We start from the raw sequence: 25,610 nt of genomic DNA, 5'->3' as shown, positions 1-25,610 counted from the left end.
GCGATGACCACCACCGCTCTCAAGGAGCCGGCAGGCACGACCTCCCCCGGTGCGGCGCGCGAACCCCGCCGCCGCACCGGGCGGATCCGCCGCGTCTCGCTCCCGTACCTGCTGCTCCTGCCCGCCCTGCTCCTCGAACTCCTCGTCCACCTGGTGCCGATGGTGATCGGCATCGTGATGAGCTTCAAGGAACTCACCCAGTTCTACATCCGTGACTGGGGCACCGCCCCCTGGTCCGGTCTCGGCAACTACAAGGTGTCGGTGGACTTCGACGCCCCCGTCGGCGAAGCTCTGCTGCACTCCTTCTTCGTCACCGTCGGCTTCACCCTGCTGTCCGTCGCCCTGTGCTGGCTGATCGGCACCGCCGCCGCGATCTGCATGCAGGACACCTTCCGCGGGCGCGGGCTGCTGCGCGCCCTGTTCCTGGTGCCGTACGCGCTGCCCGTCTACGCGGCCGTCATCACCTGGGTGTTCATGTTCCAGCACGACAACGGCCTGGTGAACCACGTGCTGCACGACCAGCTGCACCTCACCGGCAAGCCGTCGTTCTGGCTCATCGGCGACAACAGCTTCTACGCCCTGCTGACCGTGTCGGTGTGGAAGGGCTGGCCGTTCGCCTTCCTCATCGTGACGGCCGGACTCCAGAACATCCCGGGCGAGTTGTACGAGGCAGCAGCCCTGGACGGGGCCGGCATGTGGCAGCAGATCCGCCGCATCACCCTGCCGTCACTGCGGCCGGTCAACCAGGTGCTCGTACTGGTGCTGTTCCTGTGGACGTTCAACGACTTCAACACGCCGTACGTGCTCTTCGGCAGGGCCGCTCCCGAGGCCGCCGACCTGATCTCCGTACACATCTACCAAGCCTCCTTCGTCACCTGGAACTTCGGCACCGGATCCGCCATGTCCGTCCTGCTGCTGCTCTTCCTGCTGCTCGTGACCGGCGGATACCTGCTGGTGACCTCGCGCGGACGGAGGTCCTTCGATGCGTAACTCGCCCATGGCGCCGCCCCGTTCGTTCCTGTGGTCGCGGCGGATCTTCCTGACGCTGCTCACCGCGTTCGTGCTGGTGCCGGTGTACGTGATGATCTCCAGCTCGCTGAAGCCCCTCGCCGACGTCACCGGCAAGTTCCGCTGGCTGCCCAGCACCGTGACCATCCGCCCGTACATCGACATCTGGTCGACGGTCCCGCTCGCCAGGTACTTCGTGAACTCGCTGATCGTGGCGGGCTCCGCGACCCTGTGCTCGGTCGTCATCGCGGTGTTCGCCGCCTACGCGGTCAGCCGCTACGACTTCCGCGGCAAGCGGGTGTTCACGGTGACCGTGCTGTCGACGCAGATGTTCCCCGGCATCCTCTTCCTCCTCCCGCTGTTCCTCCTCTACGTCAACATCGGCAACGCCACCGGTATCGCCCTGTTCGGCTCCCGCGGCGGGCTCATCCTGACGTACCTCACCTTCTCCCTGCCGTTCTCCATCTGGATGCTGATCGGGTACTTCGACTCGGTGCCGCGCGACCTGGACGAGGCGGCGCTGGTGGACGGCTGCGGGCCGCTCGGCGCGCTGCTCAGGATCGTCGTGCCGGCCGCGATCCCCGGCATCGTCGCGGTCGCCGTCTACGCCTTCATGACCGCCTGGGGCGAAGTGCTCTTCGCCTCCGTCATGACCAACGAAACCACCCGCACCCTCGCCGTCGGCCTCCAGGGCTACTCCACGCTCAACGACGTCTACTGGAACCAGATCATGGCCGCCTCGCTGGTCGTCAGCGTGCCCGTGGTCGCGGGATTCCTGCTCCTGCAGCGCTACCTCGTCGCAGGCCTCACGGCGGGCGCCGTCAAGTGACCCTGACGACCGACACCCCTGATCCCGAAGGGACTTCTGTGTCCGAACGTATCGACCTCGCCGCCTTCCCGCACGACTTCCTGTGGGGCACGGCCACAGCGGCGTACCAGATCGAAGGGGCCGTCGCCGAGGACGGCAGGTCGCCGTCGATCTGGGACACCTTCTCGCACACCCCGGGCAAGATCGCGAACGACGACAACGGCGACGTCGCCTGCGACCACTACCACCGCTGGCGCGAGGACATCCGCCTGATGCGCCAACTGGGCGTCAGCGCCTACCGGCTGTCGGTCGCCTGGCCGCGCGTGCGGCCCGGTGGCGACGGCCCGGTCAACCCCGAGGGTCTCGCCTTCTACGACCGGCTGGTGGACGCCCTGCTGGAGGCCGGCATCACCCCGTCCGTCACGCTCTACCACTGGGACCTCCCGCAGGTGCTCCAGGACCGCGGCGGCTGGCCCGCGCGCGAGACCGCCCTCGCGTTCGCCGAATACGCCTCGGCCGTCGCCGCCCGCCTGGGCGACCGCGTCACCCACTTCGCCACGCTCAACGAGCCCTCCTGCTCGGCCTGGATCGGCCACCTGGAGGGCACGATGGCCCCCGGCCTGACCGACCTGACCGCCGCCGTGCGCGCCTCCTACCACCTGCTGCTCGGCCACGGTCTGGCCACGCAGGCCATCCGTGCCGCCGCCCCCGGCGCACAGGTCGGCATCGTCAACAACCTCTCCACCGTGCACCCCGCCACCGGCCGTCCCGAGGACGTGGCCGCCGCCCGCCGCCACGACGGGCACGTCAACCGCTGGTGGCTGGACCCGGTGCACGGCCGCGGCTTCCCGGCCGACATGCGCGAGGTGTACGGCGTCGAACTCCCCGAACAGGCCGGTGACGTGGAGACCATCGCGGCACCGCTGGACTGGCTGGGCCTGAACTACTACTTTCCCGCCTACGTCGCCGACGACCCCGAGGGGCCCGCCCCGCGCGCGCGTTCCGTGCGCCGGCCGGGTGTCTCGCGCACCGGCATGGACTGGGAGATCGACGCGAGCGGCATCGAGACGCTGCTGCTGAGGCTCACCGAGGAGTACGGGGCGCGGAAGATCTACGTCACCGAGAACGGCTCCGCCTTCCCGGACGTGGTCCGCCCCGACGGCAGCATCGACGACCCCGAGCGCCAGGACTACCTGGAGGCGCACCTCGCCGCCTGCGCCGCGGCGGCCCGCAAGGGCGCCCCGCTCGCCGGGTACTTCGCCTGGTCCCTGCTGGACAACTTCGAGTGGGCGTACGGCTACGCCAAGCGGTTCGGCCTGGTCCACGTCGACTACCGCACCCAGGTCCGCACGATCAAGGGCAGCGGGCACCGGTACGCGGACATCGTCCGCGTCCACCGCGGCCGGACCCGCCGGGCCGCCTGAGCCTGGGCCGGTCCGGAGGCAGCGCAAGGAGCAGCATCCCGGAGCACCTCCCACCCCACAAGCCCCGGCTACTTCGCGGACGGCAACATCGGCGCCCGCCAGACCTGTCCGAACGGCGGCACCGCCGACCAGTGGCACACGTACGCCGTCGAATGGACCCCGACGGCGATGCGTTTCCACGTCGACGACCGCCTGGTGCAGGAGACGACCCGCAACAAGCTGGAGTCCACCCGGGGGAAGTGGGTCTACGACCACGACCAGTACGTCATCCTCGACCTCGCCCTCGGCGGCGCCTACCCGGCCGGCTGGAACCACGTCACCAGCCCCTAGTGGGGCCTGCCGCAGGCCGGCGTCGACAGGGTCGCGGCGGGGGGAGCGCAGGCCGAGATCGACTGGGTGCGGGTGGAGCAGAAGGGCTGACCGGCAGGGCCGGGTGCCCGTGACACCACGGGGGACGGCAGGCCGGGCGGAGCGCAACCGCCCGCTCTCGCCGTCGTGGCGCATGCCGCGGCGTGGGAGGATTCCCCACGATGAGTGCGTCGGTGGCGGTACGGGGGCTGCGTGCCGCGGTGTTCGCCGCGGTGTGCGTGCTGCTGGCCGTCGCCGGACACGGGCTGGGCATGGGAGTGCTGCCGCCCCTGTGGGCCGACGGCGCCGGATTCCTCGCCGTGTTCGCGTGCGGCTGGGCGCTGGGCGCGCGGGAGCGGTCCCTGCCGGGCATCGGCGGGGCGATGCTCGCCGTCCAGGCGGGCCTGCACCTCGCCTTCGACGCGGCCGTCCCCGCCACCACGGTGCACTTGGCGACCTCGCCCGCCGGCGGCACGGCCGAGGCGTCCGGCGCGGACGCCCACCTGCACGCGCTGCCCGCCCACCTCCTCGCCGCCCTCGCCGCCGCCTGGTGGCTGCGGCGGGGCGAGGCCGCGCTGTGGTCGTTGCTGCGCCGCACCGCCGCCCTCGTACCCGGCCTGGCCGCCTGGCGGCGGGACGCCCCGCTGCCCTCGCCCGCCGGCCGCGGTCCACAGGCCCCCGCCGACCCCCCACCGGCGCGCATGCTCCGGCTGCGGCACGCCGTGAGCCGCCGCGGACCCCCGGCCCCGATCCCGTACCCGAGCTGACCTGTCAACTTCCTTCAGTCGTACGGAGATCCACTCACCCATGTCCACGACCCGCACGGTGCTGCGCCGCGCCGCAACCGTCACCGCCCTGACCGCCGCCGCAGCCCTCGCCGCGGCCGGCGTCGCCTCCGCGCACGTCACCGTCCACCCGGAGAGCTACGCCAAGGGAGCCACGGACGGCGTACTCACCTTCCGCGTCCCGGGCGAAGAGGACAGCGCCTCCACCACCAAGGTGCAGGTCTTCCTGCCCACCGACCACCCCGTTCTCGGCGTCCTCGTCCACCCGCAGGACGGCTGGACCCCCAAGGTGACCACCACCAAGCTCAAGACGCCGGTCAAGACCGACGACGGCACCATCACCGAGGCCGTCTCCGAGATCACCTTCACGGGCGGGAGGATCGGCGCCGGACAGTACGAGGACTTCGACGTCGCCTTCGGACAACTGCCCGACGACACTGACCAGTTGACGTTCAAGACGCTGCAGACCTACTCCGACGGCAAGGTCGCCCGCTGGATCGAGACGCCGGCCGGCGGGGAGGAGCCGGAGAACCCGGCGCCGGTGCTCAAGCTCACGGCGGGCGCGGAGAGCGCCGCACCGGCCCCCGCCAAGAGCAACAGCACCACCAAGGCCGCCGACTCCAGCGACTCCACGGCCCGCGGGCTGGGCATCGCCGGGCTCGTGGTCGGCGTACTGGGTCTGGCGGCGGGGGCCTTCGCCGTCGTACGCAGCCGCTCCGCGCGGTCGTAACCCCGCCCGAGGACGACAGACCGAGGGCCCGGACCGGCAGCCGGTCCGGGCCCTCGTGCGTCCTCAGCGCGCCGCCTGCTCCACCAGCCTCCGCTCCGCCGGCGCCTCGTCCGCGCCCGCACGGGAGCTGCGCCACAGCCACAGCACGTCCCGGCCGAAGGACCACAGCAGTGAGCCCAGCGCCGACGCCACGATCGCCACGTCGGCCATGTGCGGCAGCAGTTCGGAGCCCGCCACCAGGAGGCAGACACCCTGGATCGCGGCGACCGTCTTGCGGGCGAAGGACGGCGGCAGCGGAGCGTTCAGCCAGGGCGCGACACGGGCCGCCGCGACGAATGCATACCGCATACCGCCGATCAGCAGCACCCACGGGCCCAGCCGCATCGACACGTACACGCTCAGCACCAGGATCAGGAACGCGTCCACCTCCATGTCGAAGCGGGCCCCGAGCGCGGTGGAGGTACCCGTGCGCCGGGCCACCTTGCCGTCGACACCGTCCAGCAGCAGCGCCACCGCCGTCAGGGCGACCAGCACGGTGACCGGCGGCGAACTCGCGAAGGAGTCCGCGACCAGCGCCGTCACCCCGCCGACCAGGGTGGCCCGCCCGAGCGTGACCCGGTTGGCGGGCCCGAACGAGCGCGGCCGGGAGCGGTGCAGGGCGCGGGAGAGGACCGCCCAGGTGGCGAACGCGAACGCGAGGCCCGTCAGCCAGCCCGCAGGCCCCAGGCCGATCGCCGCGCCCAGCAGGGCGAGCAGCAGGATCTGCACGCCCGCTCCCACCGCGGTCTCCTGCTGGACCGGCCTCGCGTCGTACGTGTTGTTCAGGGCCACCGCTCACCCTCCGGCCGAGTGACAGAGTCGATCAACGCCGCGTACTGTGCGCGGCCTGTGCACTTCTCGGTACGTGGACAACTACCCCATCGTTCAGGAGGATGCCGATGAACCGACCGGCTCGCGCGTTCTGGCTCCGCTCGCCCGGCCACGGCGAGCTGCGCGACCTCACCCTGCCGAAGCCCGCCGAGGGGGAGGTGCTGGTGCGCGCCCTGTACTCCGGTGTCAGCCGGGGCACGGAGACGCTGGTGTTCCGCGGCGGGGTTCCCGAGTCGCAGCACACCGTGATGCGGGCACCTTTCCAGGAGGGCGACTTCCCCGGTCCGGTGAAGTACGGCTACCTGAACGTCGGGATGGTCGAGGAGGGACCGGATGCGCTGATCGGCCGTACGGTCTTCTGCCTGTATCCGCATCAGAGCCGTTACGTCGTTCCGGTGAGCGCGGTGACCGTCGTGCCCGAACGGGTGCCCGCCGGGCGGGCCGTGCTCGCCGGCACCGTGGAGACCGCCGTCAACGCCCTGTGGGACGCCGCGCCGCTGGCAGGGGACCGGATCGCGGTGGTCGGCGGCGGCATGATCGGCTGCTCGGTGGCCGCACTGCTCGCCCGCTTCCCGGGCGTACGGCTGCAGCTCGTCGACGCCGACCCGGCCCGCGCGCGGACCGCCGCAGCGCTCGGCGTCGATTTCGCCACTCCCGCGGACGCCCTCGGCGGCTGCGACCTCGTCGTCCACGCCAGCGCCACCGAAGCGGGCCTGGCCAGCTCCCTCGAACTCCTCGCCGCCGAGGGCACGGTCGTGGAACTGAGCTGGTACGGGGACCGTCGCGTCGCCCTGCCGCTCGGCGAGGCCTTCCACTCCCGCCGGCTCACCGTGCGCGCCAGCCAGGTCGGCACCGTCTCCCCGGCCGCCCGCCCCGGCCGCACCTACACCGACCGGATGGCCCTCGCCCTCGACCTGCTCGCCGATCCGGCGCTGGACGCGCTCGTCACCGGGGAGAGCGCCTTCGAGGAACTCCCCGAGGTCATGCCGAAGCTCGCATCCGGTGAGATCCCGGCCCTGTGCCACCGCATCAAGTACGGCGATGCGGCGCTGACCTGAGAAAAAGGGGCACGGACCGAGTCGGGAAAGGAGTGAGAGAGAGCTGAACACGGGGAAGCGAAGAGCCGTACTACTCGTCAGCCCCCGTCAGAAGCCGGTTCACGAACCGTGGGGGCACCAGACGCCGCGCACCTGGAGGGCCGTCCGTTGTTCAGCATCACCGTCCGCGATCACCTCATGATCGCCCACAGCTTCCGCGGCGAGGTGTTCGGGCCCGCGCAGCGCCTGCACGGCGCCACGTTCCTCGTGGACGCCACGTTCCGCCGCGAACAGCTGGACGAGGACAACATCGTCGTCGACATCGGCCTGGCCACTCGGGAACTGGGCACCGTCGTAGGCGAGATGAACTACCGCAACCTCGACGAGGAGCCCGAATTCGCGGGGATCAACACCTCCACCGAGTACCTCGCCAAGGTCATCGCCGACAGGCTCGCCGAACGCGTCCACAAGGGCGCCCTCGGCGAAGGCGCCAAGGGCCTTGCGGGCATCACCGTCACCCTGCACGAGTCGCACATCGCCTGGGCGAGTTACGAGCGTGGCCTGTGACCGACGTGAGCGACCTCGGCGACGTGACCGCCCTGACCGAGCCGGCCGGCCTGGCCGTCAGGAGCGTCCCCATGTGCCTGCGCACCGTGCACTTCGTCATGCCGGGCGGTGTCGACGACCCGGCCGTGCCCAGCGGCGGCAACGCCTACGACCGCCGGGTCTGCCTCGACCTGCCCGGCTTCGGCTGGCGGGCCGAGCGGCACACCGCGCCCGGCGACTGGCCGCGCCCCGCCCGGGCCGACCGCGAGGGCCTCGCCCGCACCCTGGCGGGCCTGCCGGACGACTCCGTCGTGCTGCTCGACGGCCTGGTCGCCTGCGCGGTCCCGGAGGTCGTCGTCCCCGAGGCCGGGCGGCTGCGGCTCGCGGTGCTGGTGCACCTGCCCCTCGGCGACGAGACCGGTCTCGGCCCGGCCCTGGCCGCCCGCCTCGACGCCCGCGAGCGGAGCGTGCTGCGGGCGGTGCCCGCGGTGATCGCCACCAGCGAGTGGGCCGTGCGCCGCCTGGTCTCCCACCACGGACTCGCCCCCGAACGGGTGCACGTCGCCGCCCCCGGCGCCGACATCGCCCCCCTCGCGCCCGGTACCGACGGCGTCTCCCGCCTGCTGTGCGTGGCATCCGTGACCCCGCGCAAGGGCCAGCACCGGCTGGTCGAGGCCCTCGCCGCGGTACGGGACCTGCCGTGGACCTGCGAGTGCGTCGGCGGACTCGCCCACGACCCCGCGTACGTCGCCCGGGTGCGCGCCCTGATCGCCGAGCACGGGCTGACGGACCGGCTGCACCTGACCGGGCCGCGCTCCGGCGCCGCCCTCGACGCCGGGTACGCCGCCGCCGACCTGATGGTCCTCGCCTCCAGCGCCGAGACGTACGGCATGGCGGTCACCGAGGCCCTCGCCCGCGGCATCCCCGTCCTCGCGACCGACGTCGGCGGCCTGCCGGAAGCGCTCGGCCGCGCCCCTGACGGCGGCGTGCCCGGCATCCTGGTCCCGCCGCAGGACCCCGCCGCGCTCGCCGCGGAGCTGCGCGGCTGGTTCGGCGAGGCCGGTGTACGGCGCCGCCTGAAGTCCTCCGCGCGCAGCCGCCGTTCGGCCCTCGACGGCTGGGCGACGACCGCCCGCAGCCTGGCCGCGGTCCTGCAACGGCTCTCCGGCACGGCGGGGAGGGCGGCATGAGCGGCGGGACCGAGACGCAGGCGGAGAGGCAGAGTATGGACGGCGGCGGACACGGTACGGCTGCCCGTGGCGGACCGGGCGACCACGCCTCCCCGGTCATCGCCGGTGCCGGCCCCGTCGCCCCGCCCGGTGAGCGGGCCACCGTACGCCTGCGCGACGGCGGCAGTGGCTCCGAGGAGCCGCCGCGGTACGCGCCCGAGTGGCTGCGGCTGCGGGAGCCGGCCGACGCGGCGGCGCGGGCGCACGAGCTGCTCGACCCGCTGCGCACGAGGCTGGCCGGACCGCCGGGCCGGGCCGACGGTCTGGTCGTGCACGACCTGGGGTGCGGCACCGGTTCCATGGGCCGCTGGCTGGCCCCCCGCCTGGACGGCGCCCAGCACTGGATCCTGCACGACCGCGACCCCTACCTGCTGCACTTCGCCGCCGCCGCGTCCTGCCGGTCCGCCGCCGACGGCGCCCGGGTCACGGTCGAGACGCGCCGCGGTGAGCTCGGCCGGCTGACCGCGCAGGTGCTGACCGGGGCTTCCCTGGTGACCGCCTCCGCGCTGCTCGACGTACTCACCCGCGAGGAGGTCGTCACCCTCGCCGACGCCTGCGCCGGGGCCGGCTGTCCCGCCCTGCTCACCCTGTCCGTCGCGGGCCGCGTCGAACTCACCCCGTCCGACCCGCTGGACGCCGAGATCGCCGAGGCGTTCAACGCCCACCAGCGGCGCACCGGACTGCTCGGCCCGGACGCGGTGGCGGTGGCGGGGGAGGCGTTCGCCGAGCGCGGGGCGACGGTACGGGTGCACCCAAGCCCCTGGCGGCTCGGTCCCGGGCAGTTTGCGCTGACCGCGCAGTGGCTGCGCGGCTGGGTGGGCGCGGCCGTCGAACAGCGGCCCGCACTGGCCGAGCCCGCCGAGCGCTACCTGCGGGAGCGGCTGGCCGCCTGCGAGGCGGGGGAGTTGCGGGTGGTGGTCCACCACAGCGACCTGCTGGCGCTGGCCCGGCCGGCGGACGGCGCGTCATGAGCACGCGAACGGCACAGGCCGGGCCCCTGCCGAAGCAGCCGTTGCGCGATGCCGTTGCCGTAACCCCGCGGCCCCCGCAGCTTCCGCGGCCCTCCGCCCGCGCACAACTTGCGGCTCTGCGTGCCCACTTCGGTACCGTCGCCGGTGTGGTGATCCTCGCCTTCGTCCTGTGGCGGCTGGGTACCGGTGTCCTCCTGGACGGGCTGCGGCGGATCGACCTCGCAACGCTGCTCGTGGCCTCGGGCATCGGCGCGGTCACCACCGTGTGCAGCGCGTGGCGTTGGCAGTTGGTGGCACGGGAGCTGGGGATCCGGCTGCCGCTCGGGCCCGCCGTCGCGGACTACTACCGGGCGCTGTTCCTGAACGCGGCCCTGCCCGGAGGGGTGGTCGGCGACGTGCACCGTGCGGTACGGCACGGCCGGAGCGCCGGTGACATGCGGCGCGGCGTGAACGCGGTCGTCGTGGAGCGGGTCGCCGGGCAGATCGCGCTGGCCGTGTGCGGAGCCGTGCTGCTGCTCGTGCTGCCGTCCCCGGTCCGGGACACCGTGCGCGATGCCGCCCCACTGGTGGTACTCGGCGCGGCGGGCACGCTCGCCGTCATCGTCGCCGTCCGCATGAACCGGGCGCCCTCCTCAGGGGGCGGGGCCCTGCGCTCGACCTTCGGTGACGCCCGCCGGGGTCTGCTGTCCCGCCGGGGCGGGCCGGGTATCTGGCTGTCCTCCGTCGTCGTACTGGCCGGGCACCTCGCCATGTTCGTCGTCGCGGCCCGCGTCGCCGGATCCACCGCCTCCGCCGCCTCCGCCACCGTACTGCTGCCGCTCGCGGTCCTCGCCCTGCTCGCCATGGGACTGCCGCTGAACGTGGGCGGTTTCGGCCCCCGCGAGGGCGTCACCGCCTGGGCGTTCGGCACGGCGGGGCTCGGCGCGGGCAACGGGGTCGCGGTCGCCGTGGTGTACGGGGTGCTCAGCTTCGTGGCGAGCCTGCCCGGCGCGGTCGTCCTCGTCGCCCGCTGGGGGGCCGGGCTGCGCGCCAACCCCCTTGCCCGCACCCCCGATCACCCCTGCGCCGGCCCTTCGGCCCGCTCCGGGCCGTCGCCCGAGGTGAGCAGCCGGGCGTACGCTCCGAAGGATTCCACCAGGCTCGCCAGCAGTTCCCTGCCCTTTTCCGCCGAGCCGAGGGAAGGCCGGCCGATGACACCCGATTCGGTATAGGCGGACATTCCCAGGGTGAGCAGATGACGGCGGTCGTCGGCGGTGAAATCCGCGGACTCGTAACCAGAGCGGACGAATTCGGGATGAGCGTGCAGCAGAATCGAGGTCTCGATTTCCCCCGCGTGCATGTCGGAGAGCAGCGAAGTGACCACCCCGGCCCGGCGGACGGCGGCCTCCCAGTCCTCGGCCGCCGGGAACAGCGCGATGCGCTCCCCGCGCGCGGAGGCCTCCTGGACGACGTTGCCCAGGACGTAGTTGCCGCCGTGCCCGTTGACCACGACGAGCGCGTCGACGCCGGAGCGGCGCAGCGAGGCCGCGATGTCACCGACCACCGCGTGGAGGGTCACGGCGGAGATGCTGACGGTCCCCGGCCAGGCCGCGTGCTCGTGCGAGCAGGAGACCGTCACCGGAGGGAGGAGGTGCACCGGGTACGCGGCGGCGAGCTCCCGCGCCACGGCACAGGCGACGAGCGTGTCGGTCGCCAACGGCAGGAAGGGACCGTGCTGTTCGAAGCTCCCTACGGGAAGGACGGCGACCTGAGGTGAACCGGCCGCCGCCGCTCCACGCGCCCGTACGTCCTCCGTCGTGTCCGTCGGCATTACTCCGAAGGCGGTCGTCCGCGAGCCCGAACCACTCATCACTTTCCGGCCTTTCGTCTCTGCTTTAGGAATCAGATCATGACAGAAAACAGCGTCGCACTCCGCAAGAAGACCCCACGGCGATCGGGCGCGGAACGCGTCGTGAATGCGCCGCTGCCCACCGTGTACGGGAAATTCCAGGCGATCGGCTATCTGGACCACGACCGCGGTGACGAGCAAGTCGCCCTCGTCCACGGGGACATCGGCACCGAGAACGTGCTGATCCGGCTGCACTCGGAGTGCCTGACCGGGGACGCGTTCGGCTCCCGGCACTGCGAGTGCGGGGACCAGCTGGCGTCCGCCCTGCGTGCGGTCGTCGCCGAAGGCAGCGGCGTCGTCGTCTACTTGAGGGGCCACGAGGGCCGTGGCATCGGGCTGCTCGCCAAGCTGCGTGCGATGGCCCTGCAGGCGGAGGGCCTGGACACGGTGGAGGCGAACCTCGCGCTCGGCCTGCCCGTCGACGCCCGGGACTACGGCGTCGCCGCAGAGATCCTGCGCGACCTCGGGGTGCGCTCGGTGCGGCTGATGTCCAACAACCCCCGCAAGCGGGAGGCGCTGGTCCGGCACGGCATCCAGGTGGCCGAACAGGTGCCGTTGCTGATCGAGCCGTGCGAGAGCAACATCACCTATCTGCGGACCAAGCGGGAGCGCCTCGACCACCATCTGCCCCATCTGGACGCCGTGGCCCATGGCTCCTGAGCAGCTCGTGGTTCATGGTCACCCGGTCAGCGCCTCGTGCACCAGCCGCCGCAGCTCCGGGAAGACCTTCAGCTTCTTCGGCCGTACCTGGGTCATGAACTGGACGGTCACATCGTGGCTCGGGTTGATCGAGAAGGCGGTGGTGGCGGCTCCGGTCCACCCGTAGGTGCCCAGGCCGGACGGGGCGAGGGTGCGGGCCGGGTCGACCACCACGGAGACGTTGAAGCCGAAGCCGAGGCCTCCGTAGGCCGGTTCGCGGTGGACCGGGGCGCCGAAGGAGCGCAGGATCGCGCCGCCGGGCAGCTGGTTGCGGGTCATCAGGGCGACCGTGCCCGGCGACAGCAGCCGGGTGCCGTCCAACTCGCCGCCCCGGCGCAGCATTTCCATGAACCGATGGAAGTCGTACGCCGTGGAGACCAGCCCGCCGCTGGCGGACAGGAACCGCGGCCGGCCGTGCACCGGCAGCCCGGCCACCGGCTCGATCCCGCCGTCGTCGGTCTCCCGGTACAACTCGGCCAGCCGTCCCGCCTGTTCGGGGAGGATGTGAAAGCCGGTGTCGTTCATGCCGAGCGGACGGAAGATCCGCCCGGCGAAGAACGTGTCCAGCGGCACCCCGGACACCACCTCGACGAGCCGGCCCAGCACATTGGAGGCGACCGAGTAGTTCCACTGCGTGCCCGGCTCGAACTGCAGCGGCAGGCTCGCGTACGCGTCGATCGTCTCGGCGAGATCGGCGCCCGGCCGTACCGAGTACTCCAGGCCCGCCTCCCGGTACAGGGCGTCGACGGGGTGGTGATGGTAGAACGCGAAGGTCAACCCCGCCGTATGGGTGAGCAGATGCCGGACCAGGATCGGACCGTGCGCCGCGCGGGTGCGTACCTCGGCTCCCGAACCGCCCTCGTACACACGGGGGTTGGCGAAGGCGGGCAGGTACCGGCCGACCGGGTCGTCCAGGGACAGCGCGCCCTGCTCCACCAGCAGCAGCACCGCGACGGCGGTGACCGGCTTGGTCATGGAGTAGATCCGCCACAGCGTGTCCGCCGCTACCGGCAGACCCGCGGCGACATCGCGCTGCCCGTACGTGGTGAGATGGGCGACCTTGCCGCCCCGGGTCACAGCCACCAGGTAGCCGGGCAGCCGCCCCTCGTCGACGTACCGGGCGAAGTGCTGGTCGAGACGGTCCAGCGCCTGCGCGTCCAGCCCGGCCTCGCCCGGTTCGGCTTCCTGCCTCAGCTGTGCCATCGCTCTCCTCCGGTCGCGTCGTACGGGTGCGGTCCGGCGGACTCGGCCGGCACGACCCGGCGCTCATCGTGCCCCAGGCACACCGGGAGTCGACGGCTCATCACGGTGTGTGTGATCGACGCGACGCCGCACGCGGGGACGCGCGCCGTATGTCGTATGCCGTATTTCGCGTGCTGTATACGATCGGAGCATGAGTCAGGACCCGACGCAGGACACCCTGCTGAAGCTGCTCTCCGAAGGGCACGGCGGTGTGCTGGTCACCCTCAAGCGTGACGGCCGCCCCCAGTTGTCCAATGTCGGCCACGCCTACTACCCCGACGAGCGGATCATCCGCGTCTCCGTCACGGACGACCGCGCCAAGACCCGCAACCTGCGCCGCGACCCCCGGGCTTCGTACCACGTGACCAGCGCCGACCGCTGGGCGTACACCGTGGCCGAGGGCACGGCCGAGCTGTCTGCGGTCGCCGAGGACCCGTACGACGACACCGTGGAGGAACTGGTCCGGCTGTACCGGGACATCCTCGGCGAGCACCCGGACTGGGACGAGTTCCGGGCCGCCATGGTCCGCGACCGCCGGCTGGTGCTGAGCCTGCATGTCGAGCGGGCCTACGGGGTGCCCCGGAGCTGAGCTACGGCGCCTTGGCGGTCCGCGTCTCGATCGCGCGGAGCACGGCGACCATGTCCTCGCCGCCGTGCCCCTGCGCCACGGTCTCCTCGAACAGGGCGTGACAGACGTCGAGGAGCGGCGAGGCGAGACGGGCCTCGCGGGCGGCCTCGGCGATGAGCCGGTTGTTCTTCAGGACGTCGAGGGCGGCGGCCTGCACCCCGTAGTCCCCGTCCCGCAGCTTGGGCGCCTTCATCCGCGAGACGTCGCTGGCCATGGGGCCCGCGTCCAGCACGTCCAGGAACAGCCGCGGGTCCAGGCCCTGCCGCTCGGCGAAGTGGAACGCCTCGGTCAACCCGGTCACCTGGGTGATCAGGAAGAGGTTGACGGCCAGCTTCATCAGCAGGGCGTTCGGCGCGGGCCCGCACCCGAACGTCTTCCGGCACAGCGGTGCCAGCAGCGGCCGTACGGCGGCCACGGCGGCCCATTCGCCCGCGAGCAATGCCACCAGCCGCCCCTGCTCCGCCGGCACCCGCGACCCGGAGACGGGCGCCTCGACATACCGCCCGCCCGCCGCGCGGACGTCGGCCTCCAGCGCGCGGGAGTACGCCGGCGAGGTGGTGCCCATGTGGACGACGACACGCCCGGCGACCCGGGCGGCCAGCGCCGGGGTGCCACGGCCGAGGACGGTGTCGACCGCCGCCTCGTCGGCGAGCATCAGCAGCACCGTGCCGGCCCGCGCGAACACCTCGTCGGCGTCCGCCGCCACCGCCGCGCCGGCCCGGCGCAACGGCTCTGCGCGCTGCGGGGTCCGGTTCCACACCACGAGCGGTGTGCCGGCGGCGGCCAGCCGCAGCGCCATCGGCTGACCCATCACTCCGAGACCGATGAAACCGGTGTTCGCGATGTTTCCGGCGTCTCCGGCGTCTACGGCGTCATTGATGTTCACGGGGCCGCCCTTCACCCGACGGGCCGACTATGACAGCGGTCATAGTAGCGGGCGTTATGACGCCGGTCATAGAGTGGGCCGGGCAAGGATCGGAGGTCGGCGATGACACAGCCGCGGCACGGGCCGCGCGAGCGGATGGTCTTCAGCGCGGCCCAGCTCATCCGGCGCGACGGAGTCACCGCGACCGGCATGCGCGACGTCGCCGCCCATGCCGACGCCCCGCGCGGCTCCCTCCAGCACTACTTCCCGGGCGGCAAGGAACAGCTGGTCAACGAGGCCGTCGAGTGGGCGGGTCGGTACGCGGGACGGCGGATCGCACGGTTCCTGGCGGGACTGGAGGAGCCGTCCCCGAGCGGCCTGTTCGCCGCCATGGCCGCCCAGTGGAGCGACGAGTACGAGACCGAGGGGTTCGCCGGTGGCTGCCCCGTCGCCGCCGCGACCGTGGACTGCGCGAACGCCGGCGCCTCCACCCGCGAGGCCGCTGCCTCGGCCTTCGCCGCCTGGCTCAGCCCGCTCGCCGAGGCCCTCAGCGGCATGGGCGTACCGTCCGCCCGCGCCGGCTCCCTCGCCACGCTGATGATCAGCACCCTGGAGGGCGCGATCGTGATGGCCCGCGCCGAACGCGACGTACGGCCCCTGAACGCCGTGGTCCGCGAACTCGGGCCGCTCCTGGACGCCGCCGTGGACACCGCGAACTGACGTCAGTACGTGGCGCGCTCAGCCGTGAGGTACGGGCTCAGCCGTGAGGTAGGCGATCACCATGTCGCCGAGCATGGCCCGGTAGCGCCCGCGCTGTGCCGGGTGCAGCAGGTCCCGGCCGAACAGGGCGCCGAAGGTGTGCCGGCCCGTGACCCGGAAGAAGCAGAACGAGGTGATCATCGCCTGCAGGTCGACCGCGTCCACGTCCGCCCTGAACAGCCCGGACTCCTGCCCGGCGGCCAGGATGCGGCGGATCACCTCCAGTGTCGGGGAGCCGATCTTCCCCAGCTTCCCGGAGGCCGTGATGTGCACGGCGCCGTGGATGTTCTCGATGCTGACCAGGCGGATGAAGTCCGGGTGCCGTTCGTGGTGGTCGAAGGTCAGCTCGGCCAGCCGCCGGATCGCCGCGACCGGGTCGAGATGGTCGAGGTCCAGCTGCTGCTCGGCCTCGCGGATCACCCCGTACGCCCGCTCCAGGACCGCGGTGAACAGCTGTTCCTTGCCGCCGAAGTAGTAGTAGATCATCCGCTTCGTGGTGCGGGTGAGGGCCGCGATCTCGTCGACCCGGGCCCCGTCGTAGCCGGCCCGCGCGAACTCCTGGGTCGCCACGTCGAGGATCTCGGCCTTCGTGCGGGCGGCGTCGCGCACCCGCCCGCCGGGACGTACCGGTTCGTCGACGCTGGTCATCGGGTTCCTTCGGCCGGAAGAAGCGTGCGGGCCGGAGCGCCCGCACGCGTGCCGTGATTGTAGGAGGAGCCCCGCCGCCGAGGTCCAAGTCGGTGAAGTCCCTGGTGAAGGGGATGGTGTGGTGGCGGTGAGACCTCGGTGAGACGTGGCCGCGGCAGTGGCCGGGCACTCGCGCGGCGGCCGATACTCACCACGGTCCGGGGTGCGCCCTGCGTCGCGGACGCGAGATCCCCGTGATGTCTGGAAGTCCGTCCATGCCGAGTCCTGCCCACGAGCCGCACCTGAGCCTCGGCGCGCCGTCGCCCGCACCACCGTCCGTGCCGCCGTCCCCCGCCCGCACCGGAGGGGCCCGCACGCACGCGGCCCGTACCCGAGCGCCCCGCACCCCCGCCGACAGCTACGAGCGCCCGGTGCTCGCCGCTCTCGCCGCGCTCGCCGCCGTGCTGTGCCTGTGGGGCCTCGACCACAGCACGTACCACGCGTTCTACGCGGCGGCGGTGCGCAGCATGACCGACAGCCCGAGCGCCTTCTTCTACGGATCCTTCGACCCGGCGAACTCCATCACCCTCGACAAGCTGCCCGGCTTCCTGTGGCCGCAGGCGCTGTCGGCGCTGGTCTTCGGCTTCCACCCGTGGGCGCTGGTGCTGCCGCAGGCGCTGGAGATGGCCGGCTGCGTCGTGCTGCTGCACCTGCTCGTGCGCCGCTGGGCCGGAGTCCGGGCCGGGCTGCTGGCCGCCGCCTTCTTCACCCTCACGCCGGTCACGGTGGGCCTCGGCCGTTCGATCACCGAGGATGCGCCGTTCGTGCTGCTCCTGCTGCTGGCCGCCGAGGCCACCTGGCGGGCCGCCGAACGGGCCCGTCTGCGCCCGCTGCTGCTCGCGGGCGCCTGGGTGGGCGTGGCCTTCCAGTGCAAGATGATGGAGGCGTGGGCGGTGCTGCCCGCGCTGGCCGTGACCTACCTCGTCACCGCCCCCGCCGCGCTGCGGCGCCGGATCGGCCACGTCGCCCTGGCCGGCGCGGTGACCGTGGTCGTGTCGGCGTCGTGGATGCTGGTGGCGGCCCTCGCCCCGGCCGGGAGCCGCCCGTACATCGACGGCACCAGCAACGACTCGCCGTACGCGATGGTCGTCGGCTACAACTTCCTGACCCGCTTTCACGCCGTCGGCGTCGACGCGGCCGGCAGTGGCAGCATCGTGGCCGACTCCTCGGCCCACCCGAGCGGGCCGCTGGCGGCCGGCATGGGTGACGGCGTCGGGAAGATGTTCAGCCCAGGCCTCGCCACCCAGACGGGCTGGCTGTATCCGCTGGCGGCGTTCGGCCTGGCGGCCGGTCTGCTGGCGCTGTACCGGCGCCGGGCGCCGCGCACCGACCGGCTGCTCGCCGGGCACCTGCTGTGGGGGGTGTGGCTGGCGACGTTCTTCGCGGCATTCAGCTTCGGCAGCGTGACCGGCCACACCTACTACCTTGGCGTCGTCGCGGTGGCCCTGTCCGCGCTCGCCGCCGCCGGGGTCGTCCAGGGCGCCCGCCGGACCTGGGCGCTGCCCGCGGTCCTGGCCGTCGACGTCGCCTGGTGCGCGGCCCTGGCCCTGTGGTACCCGCACTTCTTCCCCTGGACGGCGCCCGCCGCCGTCGTCCTCGGCCTGCTCGCCCTGTGCCTGTTCGCCGCGCGCCACCGCGCCGCTCTCGCCGTCGGCCTGGCCGCCGTGCTGCTGATCCCCGCCGTGTGGTCCGCCTCGGCGCTCTCCCCGCGCTACAACGAGCCCGGCGGCTTCGGCCGCGTCGGCCCGACCAGCGTGCGCAACCGCACCGCCCTGTCCCGGCTCGGCCCCGAACACCGGCGGCTGCTCGCGTATCTGACCGCGCACCGGGACGGCGCCCGCTATCTGGCGGCCGTCCCCAGCTGGCAGGCCGCCGCGCCCTACATCATCGCCGCGAACGCCCCCGTTCTGCCGATGGGCGGCTACACCGGACGCGTCCCCTACCCCACCCCCCAGGCCTTCCGGCAGCTGATCGACTCCGGGCGGCTGCACTACGTCGTCATGGTGCGCGCCGATCTGAGGCCCCGCTCGCGACGGGCCCACACCCCGGCCGGGCAGCTGCTGCGCTGGACCGCCGCCCACTGCACGCGCGTCCCGTCCGCCGCCTACGACCCCGACGGCCGGACGACCCGGTTGCTGTACCGCTGCGGCCCGGCTCACACGGGGTGAACCGGGCCGCGGGACAGGGGTATTGCTGCGGGGCAAGCGCGGTTACGGGCGCCTGTTCCACTCGGCGATCACGGGCCGCCCGTGCTCCGTGGACAGCCGGCTGACCGTGCCGGTGGCCAGCTGGAACAGCTTGCCCTCGGCGGGCGGCAGGCCCAGCCGGCGGGCGGTGAGCACCCGCAGGAAGTGGGCGTGGGCGACGAGGACGACGTCCCCCTCGGCCAGGGCCGCGTCCACGCGGGCGAGGACCCGGTCGGCGCGTGCCCCTGCCTGCTCCGGCGACTCGCCCGGGTGCCCCTCGGGGCCGGGCGGCACCCCGTCGGTCCACAGGTTCCAGCTGGGCCGGGTCCGGTGGATCTCGGCGGTGGTGATGCCCTCGTAGCCGCCGTAGTCCCACTCGTGCAGGTCGGCGTCGGGCACGGCCCCGGCCAGGCCCGCCAGTTCGGCGGTGCGTATCGCGCGTCCCAGCGGGCTGGTCAGGGCGAGGGCGTAGGTCCGTCCGGTGAGCAGCGGGGCGAGGGACTTGGCCTGTTCCTCGCCGTGCGTGGTCAGGGGCAGGTCGGTGAAGCTGGTGTGCTGTCCCGACAGGCTCCACTCCGTCTCGCCGTGGCGGACCAGCAGGAGATCACCCACGGTGCTCAGTCCTTCTTCTCCACGGCGTGCCCGCCGAACTGGTTGCGCAGCGCCGCGATCATCTTCATCTGCGGGGAGTCGTCCTGCCGCGAGGCGAACCGGGCGAACAGGGACGCGGTGATCGCGGGCAGCGGGACGGCGTTGTCGATGGCCGCCTCGACGGTCCAGCGGCCCTCGCCGGAGTCCTCCGCGTAGCCGCGCAGCTTCTCCAGGTGCTCGTCCTCGTCCAGGGCGTTGACCGCGAGGTCGAGCAGCCAGGAGCGGATGACGGTGCCCTCCTGCCAGGAGCGGAAGACCTCGCGGACGTTCTCCACCGAGTGGACCTTCTCCAGCAGCTCCCAGCCCTCGGCGTAGGCCTGCATCATGGCGTACTCGATGCCGTTGTGGACCATCTTCGAGAAGTGCCCGGCGCCGACCCGGCCCGCGTGGACATAGCCGTACGGGCCCTCCGGCTTGAGCGCCTCGAAGATCGGCCGCAGCCGGTCCACGTTCTCCTTCTCGCCGCCGACCATGAGCGCGTAGCCGTTCTGCAGACCCCACACGCCGCCCGAGACGCCCGCGTCGACGAAGCCGATGCCCTTGATGCCGAGTTCGGCGGCGTGCTTCTCGTCGTCCGTCCAGCGGGAGTTGCCGCCGTCGACCACCGTGTCACCGGGGGAGAGCAGGTCCTTCAGCTCGTCGACGACGGTCTGGGTGGCGGTGCCGGCCGGCACCATCACCCAGACGGTGCGCGGCGCGTCGAGCTTCTCGACGAGTTCTTCGAGGCTCTTGACGTCGGAGATTTCGGGGTTGCGGTCGTAGCCGATGACGGTGTGGCCGGCGCGGCGGATGCGCTCGCGCATGTTGCCGCCCATCTTGCCGAGACCGATGAGTCCGAGCTGCATGATCAGTTCTCCTGAGCGTTCTTGAGAGTGCGGTAGGCGGCGACGAGGGCCGTGGTGGACGCGTCGAGACCGGGCACGTCTGCGCCCTGGGTCAGGGCGGGTTCGACGCGCTTGGCCAGGACCTTGCCCAGTTCGACGCCCCACTGGTCGAAGGAGTCGATGTTCCAGACGGCGCCCTGGACGAACACCTTGTGCTCGTAGAGGGCTACGAGCTGGCCGAGGACGGACGGGGTCAGTTCCGTCGCGAGGATCGTCGTGGTCGGGTGGTCGCCGCGGAAGGTGCGGTGGGCCACCTGCTCCTCGGCGACGCCCTCCGCGCGGACCTCGTCGGCCGTCTTGCCGAAGGCGAGGGCCTGGGTCTGGGCGAAGAAGTTGGCCATCAACAGGTCGTGCTGAGCCTTGACTTCACCGCTCAGCTCGGCGACCGGCCGGGCGAAGCCGATGAAGTCCGCCGGAATCAGCTTCGTGCCCTGGTGGATCAACTGGTAGTAGGCGTGCTGCCCGTTGGTGCCCGGGGTGCCCCACACCACCGGACCGGTCTGCCAGGTCACGGGGCGTCCGGCGCGGTCCACCGACTTGCCGTTGGACTCCATGTCCAGCTGCTGCAGGTACGCGGTGAACTTGGACAGATAGTGGCTGTAGGGCAGCACGGCGTGCGACTGGGCGTCGTGGAAGTTGTCGTACCAGATGCCCAACAGGCCCAGGATCAAAGGTGCGTTGGCCTCGGCCGGTGCGGTGCGGAAGTGCTCGTCGACCAGGTGGAAGCCGTCGAGCATCTCGCGGAAGCGGTCCGGGCCGATGGCGATCATCAGGGACAGGCCGATCGCGGAGTCGTACGAGTACCGGCCGCCGACCCAGTCCCAGAACTCGAACATGTTGTCCGGGTCGATGCCGAACTCGGTGACCTTCTCCGCGTTCGTGGACAGCGCCACGAAGTGCTTCGCCACGGCCTTCTCTCCCCCACTCTCGAATTCGCTCGAGCGGGAGGTGCCCCCATCGTCCAGCCCTGAGAGGAGCCAGGAGCGGGCCGAGGTGGCGTTGGTGATCGTCTCGATCGTGGTGAAGGTCTTGGACGCGACGATGAACAGCGTCTCGGCCGGGTCCAGGTCGCGGGTGGCCTCGTGCAGGTCGGCGCCGTCCACGTTGGACACGAACCGGAACGTCAACTCCCGTGCCGTGTACGGGCGCAGTGCCTCGTACGCCATCGCCGGGCCGAGGTCGGAGCCGCCGATGCCGATGTTGACGACGTTCTTGATCCGCTTGCCGGTGTGGCCGGTCCACTCGCCGGAGCGGACGCGGTCGGCGAAGCCGGCCATCTTGTCGAGGACGGCGTGCACGGCCGGGACGACGTTCTCGCCGTCGACCTCGACCACCGCGTCGCGCGGGGCGCGCAGCGCGGTGTGCAGCACGGCCCGCCGCTCGGTGATGTTGATCCTCTCGCCGCGGAACATGGCGTCCCGCAGGCCGAACACGCCGGTGGCGGCGGCGAGTTCCTGGAGCAGGGCCAGGGTCTCGTCGGTGATCAGATGCTTGCTGTAGTCGATGTGCAGGTCACCGACCCGCACGACGTACCGCTCGGCGCGGCCGGGGTCCGCGGCGAACAGGTCGCGCAGGTGGGGCCGGCCCTGGGCGCGGTGGTCGGCCAGGGCCGTCCACTCGGGCCGGCGGGCGGTCTCGGGGGTGTCTGACGGGGCGTCGGACATGTCAGGCGTTCTCCTTGGCGGCCTCGCCCTTGAGGGCGATGGCGTACATCTCGTCGGCGTCGAGGCGGCGCAGCTCCTCGGCGATGAGTTCGGAGGTGGCGCGGACCTTCAGGGCGAGGGTGCGCGAGGGCTGGCCCGGCAACGACAGGGTGGCGAGGGGGCCCGCCGGGCGGTCGATGACGATCTCGCCGTTGGCGGTGCCGAGGCGTACGGCCGTGACGAACGGGCCGCCGGTCACCACCCGGTCCACCGGGACGTTCAGGCGGGCCTCCAGCCAGCGGGCGAGCAGCTCGGCGCTGGGGTTGTCCTGCTCGGCCTCCACGGCCGCCGACGTCACCTTCTCCCGGGACTGGTCGAGGGCCGCGGCCAGCATGGAGCGCCACAGGGTCAGCCGGGTCCAGGCGAGGTCGGTGTCGCCGGGCGCGTAGTTGCGCACCCGGGTCTCCAGGACCTCCAGCGGACGCTCGACCGCGTACAGGTCGGTGATGCGGCGCTGGGCGAGTGCGCCGAGCGGGTCCCTGGCCGGGGCGTCGGGCGCGTCCACGGGCCACCACACCACGACCGGGGCGTCCGGCAGCAGCAGCGGCAGCACCACGGAGTCGGCGTGGTCGGAGACCTCGCCGTACAGCCGGAGCACGACCGTCTCGCCGGTGCCCGCGTCGGCGCCCACCCGCACGTCGGCGTCCAGCCGCGAGGTGGTGCGGTCGCGCAGGGTGCGGGCGTGCCGCTTGATGACGACGAGGGTCCGCATGGGGTGCTCGTGGGAGGCCTCCTCGGCCGCCCTGATCGAGTCGTAGGCGTTCTCCTCGTCCGTGACGATCACCATCGTCAGGACCATGCCCACGGCCGGGGAGCCGATGGCGCGGCGGCCCTGCACCAGCGCCTTGTTGATCTTGCTTGCCGTGGTGTCGGTCAGGTCGATCTTCATGGCCTGCGCCAGCTCCGTCCGTCTCGTGCGAGCATCTCGTCCGCTTCGCTCGGTCCCCAGCTGCCGGACGCGTACTGCGCCGGCCTGCCGTGCGTCGCCCAGTGATCCTCGATCGGGTCCAGGATCTTCCAGGACTCTTCCACTTCCTGGTGACGGGGGAACAGGTTGGCGTCACCGAGCAGCACGTCCAGGATGAGCCGCTCGTACGCCTCCGGGCTGGACTCCGTGAAGGACTCGCCGTAGGCGAAGTCCATGGAGACGTCCCGGATCTCCATCGAGGTGCCCGGCACCTTGGAGCCGAACCGCACGGTCATGCCCTCGTCGGGCTGGACGCGGATGACGATCGCGTTCTGGCCCAGCTCCTCCGTCGCGGTGGAGTCGAAGGGGGAGTGCGGGGCCCGCTTGAAGACCACCGCGATCTCGGTCACCCGGCGGCCGAGCCGCTTGCCGGTGCGCAGATAGAAGGGGACGCCCGCCCAGCGGCGGTTGTCGATCTCCAGCTTGATCGCGGCGAAGGTGTCGGTCTTCGACTCGGGGTCGATGCCCTCCTCCTGGAGGTAGCCGACGACCTTCTCGCCGCCCTGCCAGCCGGCCGCGTACTGCCCGCGCACGGTGCTGTGGCCGAGGTCCTCCGGCAGCCGCGCCGACTTCAGCACCTTCAGCTTCTCGGTGAGCAGTGCCTCCGCGTCGAAGGCGATCGGCTCCTCCATGGCGGTGAGCGCCAGCAGCTGGAGCAGGTGGTTCTGGATGACGTCCCGGGCGGCGCCGATGCCGTCGTAGTAGCCGGCCCGGCCGCCGATGCCGATGTCCTCGGCCATGGTGATCTGCACGTGGTCGACGTACGACCGGTTCCAGATCGGCTCGTACATCTGGTTGGCGAAGCGCAGCGCCAGGATGTTCTGGACGGTCTCCTTGCCGAGGTAGTGGTCGATGCGGAACACCTGGTCCGGCTCGAACACGTCGTGCACGATCGCGTTCAGCTCGCGTGCGCTGGCCAGGTCGTGGCCGAACGGCTTCTCGATGACCGCGCGCCGCCAGGAACCCGCGGGCGGGCTCGCCAGGCCGTGCTTCTTCAGCTGCTGGACGACCTTCGGGAAGAACTTCGGCGGCACGGAGAGGTAGAACGCGAAGTTGCCGCTGGTGCCGCGGGAGGCGTCCAGCTCGTCGACGGCCTCCTTCAGCTGCTTGAAGGCGGTGTCGTCGCCGAAGTCGCCCGGGATGAACCGCATGCCCTCGGCGAGCTGCTGCCACACCTCCTCGCGGAACGGGGTGCGGGCGTGCTCGCGTACGGCGTCGTGGACGACCTGCGCGAAGTCCTGGTCCTCCCACTCGCGACGGGCGAAGCCCACGAGGGAGAAGCCCGGCGGCAGCAGGCCGCGGTTGGCCAGGTCGTACACGGCCGGCATCAGCTTCTTGCGGGACAGGTCGCCGGTCACCCCGAAGATGACCAGGCCGGAGGGACCCGCGATGCGCGGCAGCCGGCGGTCCCGGTCGTCGCGCAGCGGGTTCGCCCAGTCGGCGTCCAGGGCCGGCGCAGCGGGTGCCTGTTCGGCGGGGGATGTCTGCGGCTCAGCCGCCTCGGTCGTCATCGCGCGTCAACTCCCTTGCTCCTCAGGGACTCGGTGACGGCTTCCAGCAACTGCTGCCAGGCCGCCTCGAACTTGGCGACGCCCTCGTCCTCCAGCTGCTGGACGACCTCGTCGTAGGAGATGCCGAGCCGCTCGACGGCGGCCAGGTCGGCACGGGCCTGGGCGTAGCCGCCGGTCACCGTGTCGCCGGTGATCTCGCCGTGGTCGGCGGTGGCGTTCAAGGTGGCCTCCGGCATGGTGTTGACGGTGCCGGGTGCGACCAGCTCGTCCACGTACAGCGTGTCCTTGTACGCAGGATCCTTCACACCGGTGGACGCCCACAGCGGACGCTGCTTGTTCGCCTTGGTGCCGGCCAGCGCCAGCCAGCGGTCGTCGGGCTGTGCCGCACTGTCGGCAGAGCCGAACACCTCCTCGTACGCGGCGTAGGCGAGCCGCGCGTTGGCGAGGGCCGCGCGGCCCTTGAGCGCGAGGGCCTCCTCGGTGCCGAGAGCGGTCAGCCGCTTGTCTATCTCGGAGTCCACGCGGGAGACGAAGAAGGACGCGACCGAGTGGATCTCCGACAGGTCCAGGCCGCGCTCCTGGGCCTTCTCCAGGCCGGCCAGGTATGCGTCCATGACCTCGCGGTAGCGTTCCAGGGAGAAGATCAGGGTCACGTTGACGCTGATGCCGAGGCCGATGACCTCGGTGATCGCCGGGAGACCGGCCTTCGTCGCCGGGATCTTGACCATCACGCCCGGCCGGTCGACCAGCCAGGCCAGCTGCTTGGCCTCGGCGACCGTGGCCGCGGTGTCGTGCGCCAGGCGGGGGTCGACCTCGATGGAGACGCGGCCGTCGCGGCCGTCCGTGGCGGTGTATACAGAATCCAGAATATCGGCGGCTGCCCGCACGTCGGCGGTCGTCATCATCCGCACCGCCTCGTCCACCGTCACCCCGCGCACGGCCAGGTCGGTGAGCTGCTCCTCGTAGCCCTCGCCGGAGCCGATGGCCGCCTGGAAGATCGACGGGTTGGTGGTGACGCCGACGACGCCCCCGCTCTGCACCAGCCCGGCCAGGCTGCCCGAGGTGATCCGCCCCCGCGACAGGTCGTCCAGCCAGATCGAGACACCCTCGTCGGCGAGGCGCTTGAGGGAACCGGGGGTGGCGATTGCTTCGGTCACAGTGTTCATCTCTCTGATTTCTCGTCG

General features: G+C 72.1%; 24 protein-coding genes and 2 pseudogenes. 15 read left to right on the top strand and 11 right to left on the bottom strand.

The features are described 5' to 3' along the window. Positions 1-3: 3 nt before the first annotated feature. The 6 genes and pseudogenes from ACWD3E_RS32915 to ACWD3E_RS32890 all read left to right on the top strand — a co-directional run bounded on the left by ACWD3E_RS32915 (position 4) and on the right by ACWD3E_RS32890 (position 5,103). On the top strand, positions 4-990 hold the full coding sequence (locus ACWD3E_RS32915; protein WP_451391195.1) for a carbohydrate ABC transporter permease: 987 nt from the start codon (positions 4-6) through the stop codon (positions 988-990). Between the two features lie 7 nt (positions 991-997). Beyond that, complete coding sequence (locus tag ACWD3E_RS32910; RefSeq protein WP_451391227.1) at positions 998-1,837, top strand: carbohydrate ABC transporter permease; 840 nt, start codon at positions 998-1,000, stop codon at positions 1,835-1,837. A 38-nt stretch (positions 1,838-1,875) separates the two neighbouring features. After that, positions 1,876-3,240: a GH1 family beta-glucosidase gene (locus tag ACWD3E_RS32905; protein ID WP_451391194.1), complete on the top strand. Its 1,365-nt coding sequence runs from the start codon at positions 1,876-1,878 to the stop codon at positions 3,238-3,240. Positions 3,241-3,303: 63 nt separating this feature from the next. Beyond that, positions 3,304-3,660, top strand: a pseudogene (locus tag ACWD3E_RS32900) (family 16 glycosylhydrolase); the annotation flags it as partial. A 110-nt stretch (positions 3,661-3,770) separates the two neighbouring features. After that, positions 3,771-4,355: a hypothetical protein gene (locus tag ACWD3E_RS32895; protein WP_451391193.1), complete on the top strand. Its 585-nt coding sequence runs from the start codon at positions 3,771-3,773 to the stop codon at positions 4,353-4,355. A gap of 40 nt (positions 4,356-4,395) precedes the next feature. Further along, positions 4,396-5,103 (top strand): YcnI family protein, encoded by a 708-nt coding sequence (locus ACWD3E_RS32890; RefSeq protein ID WP_451391192.1) that lies wholly within the window; start codon positions 4,396-4,398, stop codon positions 5,101-5,103. A gap of 63 nt (positions 5,104-5,166) precedes the next feature. Here the strand turns inward: ACWD3E_RS32890 and ACWD3E_RS32885 are convergent, their stop codons facing one another. Continuing rightward, the gene (locus ACWD3E_RS32885; protein WP_451391191.1) at positions 5,167-5,934 is read right to left on the bottom strand and encodes a CDP-alcohol phosphatidyltransferase family protein; all 768 of its coding nucleotides are present in this window, start codon (positions 5,932-5,934) and stop codon (positions 5,167-5,169) included. Between the two features lie 107 nt (positions 5,935-6,041). On the opposite strand from ACWD3E_RS32885, the gene ACWD3E_RS32880 reads away from it, so the two are divergent. The 5 genes and pseudogenes from ACWD3E_RS32880 to ACWD3E_RS32860 all read left to right on the top strand — a co-directional run. Then, a complete protein-coding gene (locus ACWD3E_RS32880; protein ID WP_451391190.1) occupies positions 6,042-7,031 on the top strand; it encodes a zinc-dependent alcohol dehydrogenase in 990 nt (329 codons plus the stop codon). Between the two features lie 147 nt (positions 7,032-7,178). After that, on the top strand, positions 7,179-7,577 hold the full coding sequence (locus tag ACWD3E_RS32875) for a 6-pyruvoyl trahydropterin synthase family protein (protein ID WP_451391226.1): 399 nt from the start codon (positions 7,179-7,181) through the stop codon (positions 7,575-7,577). 5 nt (positions 7,578-7,582) lie between these two features. Beyond that, positions 7,583-8,746: a glycosyltransferase family 4 protein gene (locus tag ACWD3E_RS32870; RefSeq protein WP_451391225.1), complete on the top strand. Its 1,164-nt coding sequence runs from the start codon at positions 7,583-7,585 to the stop codon at positions 8,744-8,746. A gap of 35 nt (positions 8,747-8,781) precedes the next feature. After that, positions 8,782-9,756, top strand: coding sequence for a trans-aconitate methyltransferase (locus ACWD3E_RS32865; RefSeq protein WP_451391224.1), 975 nt, complete (start codon positions 8,782-8,784; stop codon positions 9,754-9,756). Continuing rightward, positions 9,753-10,685 (top strand): annotated as a pseudogene (locus ACWD3E_RS32860) (lysylphosphatidylglycerol synthase transmembrane domain-containing protein); the annotation flags it as partial. The gene ACWD3E_RS32865 and the pseudogene ACWD3E_RS32860, both read left to right, overlap by 4 nt. A 125-nt stretch (positions 10,686-10,810) precedes the next feature. Here ACWD3E_RS32860 and ACWD3E_RS32855 read toward each other — a convergent pair. Next, complete coding sequence (locus ACWD3E_RS32855; protein WP_451391189.1) at positions 10,811-11,605, bottom strand: creatininase family protein; 795 nt, start codon at positions 11,603-11,605, stop codon at positions 10,811-10,813. 39 nt (positions 11,606-11,644) lie between these two features. On the opposite strand from ACWD3E_RS32855, the gene ribA reads away from it, so the two are divergent. Then, entirely contained in the window at positions 11,645-12,304 is a 660-nt protein-coding gene (gene ribA / locus ACWD3E_RS32850; RefSeq protein WP_451391188.1) for a GTP cyclohydrolase II, read from the top strand. 18 nt (positions 12,305-12,322) lie between these two features. Here ribA and ACWD3E_RS32845 read toward each other — a convergent pair whose 3' ends face one another. Then, on the bottom strand, positions 12,323-13,546 hold the full coding sequence (locus tag ACWD3E_RS32845) for a serine hydrolase domain-containing protein (protein ID WP_451391187.1): 1,224 nt from the start codon (positions 13,544-13,546) through the stop codon (positions 12,323-12,325). Between the two features lie 190 nt (positions 13,547-13,736). On the opposite strand from ACWD3E_RS32845, the gene ACWD3E_RS32840 reads away from it, so the two are divergent. Next, a complete protein-coding gene (locus tag ACWD3E_RS32840; protein ID WP_451391186.1) occupies positions 13,737-14,174 on the top strand; it encodes a PPOX class F420-dependent oxidoreductase in 438 nt (145 codons plus the stop codon). Between the two features lies 1 nt (position 14,175). On the opposite strand, the gene ACWD3E_RS32835 is transcribed toward ACWD3E_RS32840, so the two are convergent. Then, positions 14,176-15,057, bottom strand: a complete 882-nt coding sequence (locus tag ACWD3E_RS32835) for an NAD(P)-dependent oxidoreductase (protein ID WP_451391223.1) — start codon at positions 15,055-15,057, stop codon at positions 14,176-14,178. Positions 15,058-15,201: 144 nt separating this feature from the next. On the opposite strand from ACWD3E_RS32835, the gene ACWD3E_RS32830 reads away from it, so the two are divergent. Beyond that, entirely contained in the window at positions 15,202-15,798 is a 597-nt protein-coding gene (locus tag ACWD3E_RS32830) for a TetR/AcrR family transcriptional regulator (protein ID WP_451391185.1), read from the top strand. An 18-nt stretch (positions 15,799-15,816) separates the two neighbouring features. Here ACWD3E_RS32830 and ACWD3E_RS32825 read toward each other — a convergent pair whose 3' ends face one another. Next, positions 15,817-16,485 (bottom strand): TetR/AcrR family transcriptional regulator, encoded by a 669-nt coding sequence (locus tag ACWD3E_RS32825; protein ID WP_451391184.1) that lies wholly within the window; start codon positions 16,483-16,485, stop codon positions 15,817-15,819. A gap of 254 nt (positions 16,486-16,739) precedes the next feature. On the opposite strand from ACWD3E_RS32825, the gene ACWD3E_RS32820 reads away from it, so the two are divergent. Then, positions 16,740-18,692: an ArnT family glycosyltransferase gene (locus tag ACWD3E_RS32820; protein WP_451391183.1), complete on the top strand. Its 1,953-nt coding sequence runs from the start codon at positions 16,740-16,742 to the stop codon at positions 18,690-18,692. A 42-nt stretch (positions 18,693-18,734) separates the two neighbouring features. On the opposite strand, the gene ACWD3E_RS32815 is transcribed toward ACWD3E_RS32820, so the two are convergent. The 6 genes from ACWD3E_RS32815 to tal are packed head-to-tail and all read right to left on the bottom strand — an operon-like array spanning position 18,735 to position 25,592. Then, positions 18,735-19,322 carry a histidine phosphatase family protein gene (locus ACWD3E_RS32815; RefSeq protein ID WP_451354307.1) on the bottom strand — a complete coding sequence of 196 codons (588 nt, stop codon included), beginning with the start codon at positions 19,320-19,322 and terminating at the stop codon, positions 18,735-18,737. A 5-nt stretch (positions 19,323-19,327) separates the two neighbouring features. Continuing rightward, on the bottom strand, positions 19,328-20,206 hold the full coding sequence (gnd, locus tag ACWD3E_RS32810; protein ID WP_451354308.1) for a phosphogluconate dehydrogenase (NAD(+)-dependent, decarboxylating): 879 nt from the start codon (positions 20,204-20,206) through the stop codon (positions 19,328-19,330). Between the two features lie 2 nt (positions 20,207-20,208). Beyond that, positions 20,209-21,909: a glucose-6-phosphate isomerase gene (gene pgi / locus ACWD3E_RS32805; RefSeq protein ID WP_451391182.1), complete on the bottom strand. Its 1,701-nt coding sequence runs from the start codon at positions 21,907-21,909 to the stop codon at positions 20,209-20,211. A gap of 1 nt (position 21,910) precedes the next feature. After that, positions 21,911-22,837 (bottom strand): glucose-6-phosphate dehydrogenase assembly protein OpcA, encoded by a 927-nt coding sequence (gene opcA, locus ACWD3E_RS32800; protein WP_451391181.1) that lies wholly within the window; start codon positions 22,835-22,837, stop codon positions 21,911-21,913. After that, positions 22,834-24,426: a glucose-6-phosphate dehydrogenase gene (zwf, locus tag ACWD3E_RS32795; RefSeq protein ID WP_451391180.1), complete on the bottom strand. Its 1,593-nt coding sequence runs from the start codon at positions 24,424-24,426 to the stop codon at positions 22,834-22,836. Before zwf ends, opcA begins: the two co-directional genes overlap by 4 nt. Further along, positions 24,423-25,592 carry a transaldolase gene (tal, locus tag ACWD3E_RS32790; protein ID WP_451391179.1) on the bottom strand — a complete coding sequence of 390 codons (1,170 nt, stop codon included), beginning with the start codon at positions 25,590-25,592 and terminating at the stop codon, positions 24,423-24,425. The genes zwf and tal overlap by 4 nt, the downstream gene beginning before the upstream one ends. Positions 25,593-25,610 lie beyond the last annotated feature (18 nt).

This window comes from Streptomyces sp. NPDC002676 (assembly GCF_053592455.1).
The sequence above is the reverse complement of the archived record's forward strand: the minus strand, read 5'-3'. Positions and strand labels throughout refer to the sequence as shown.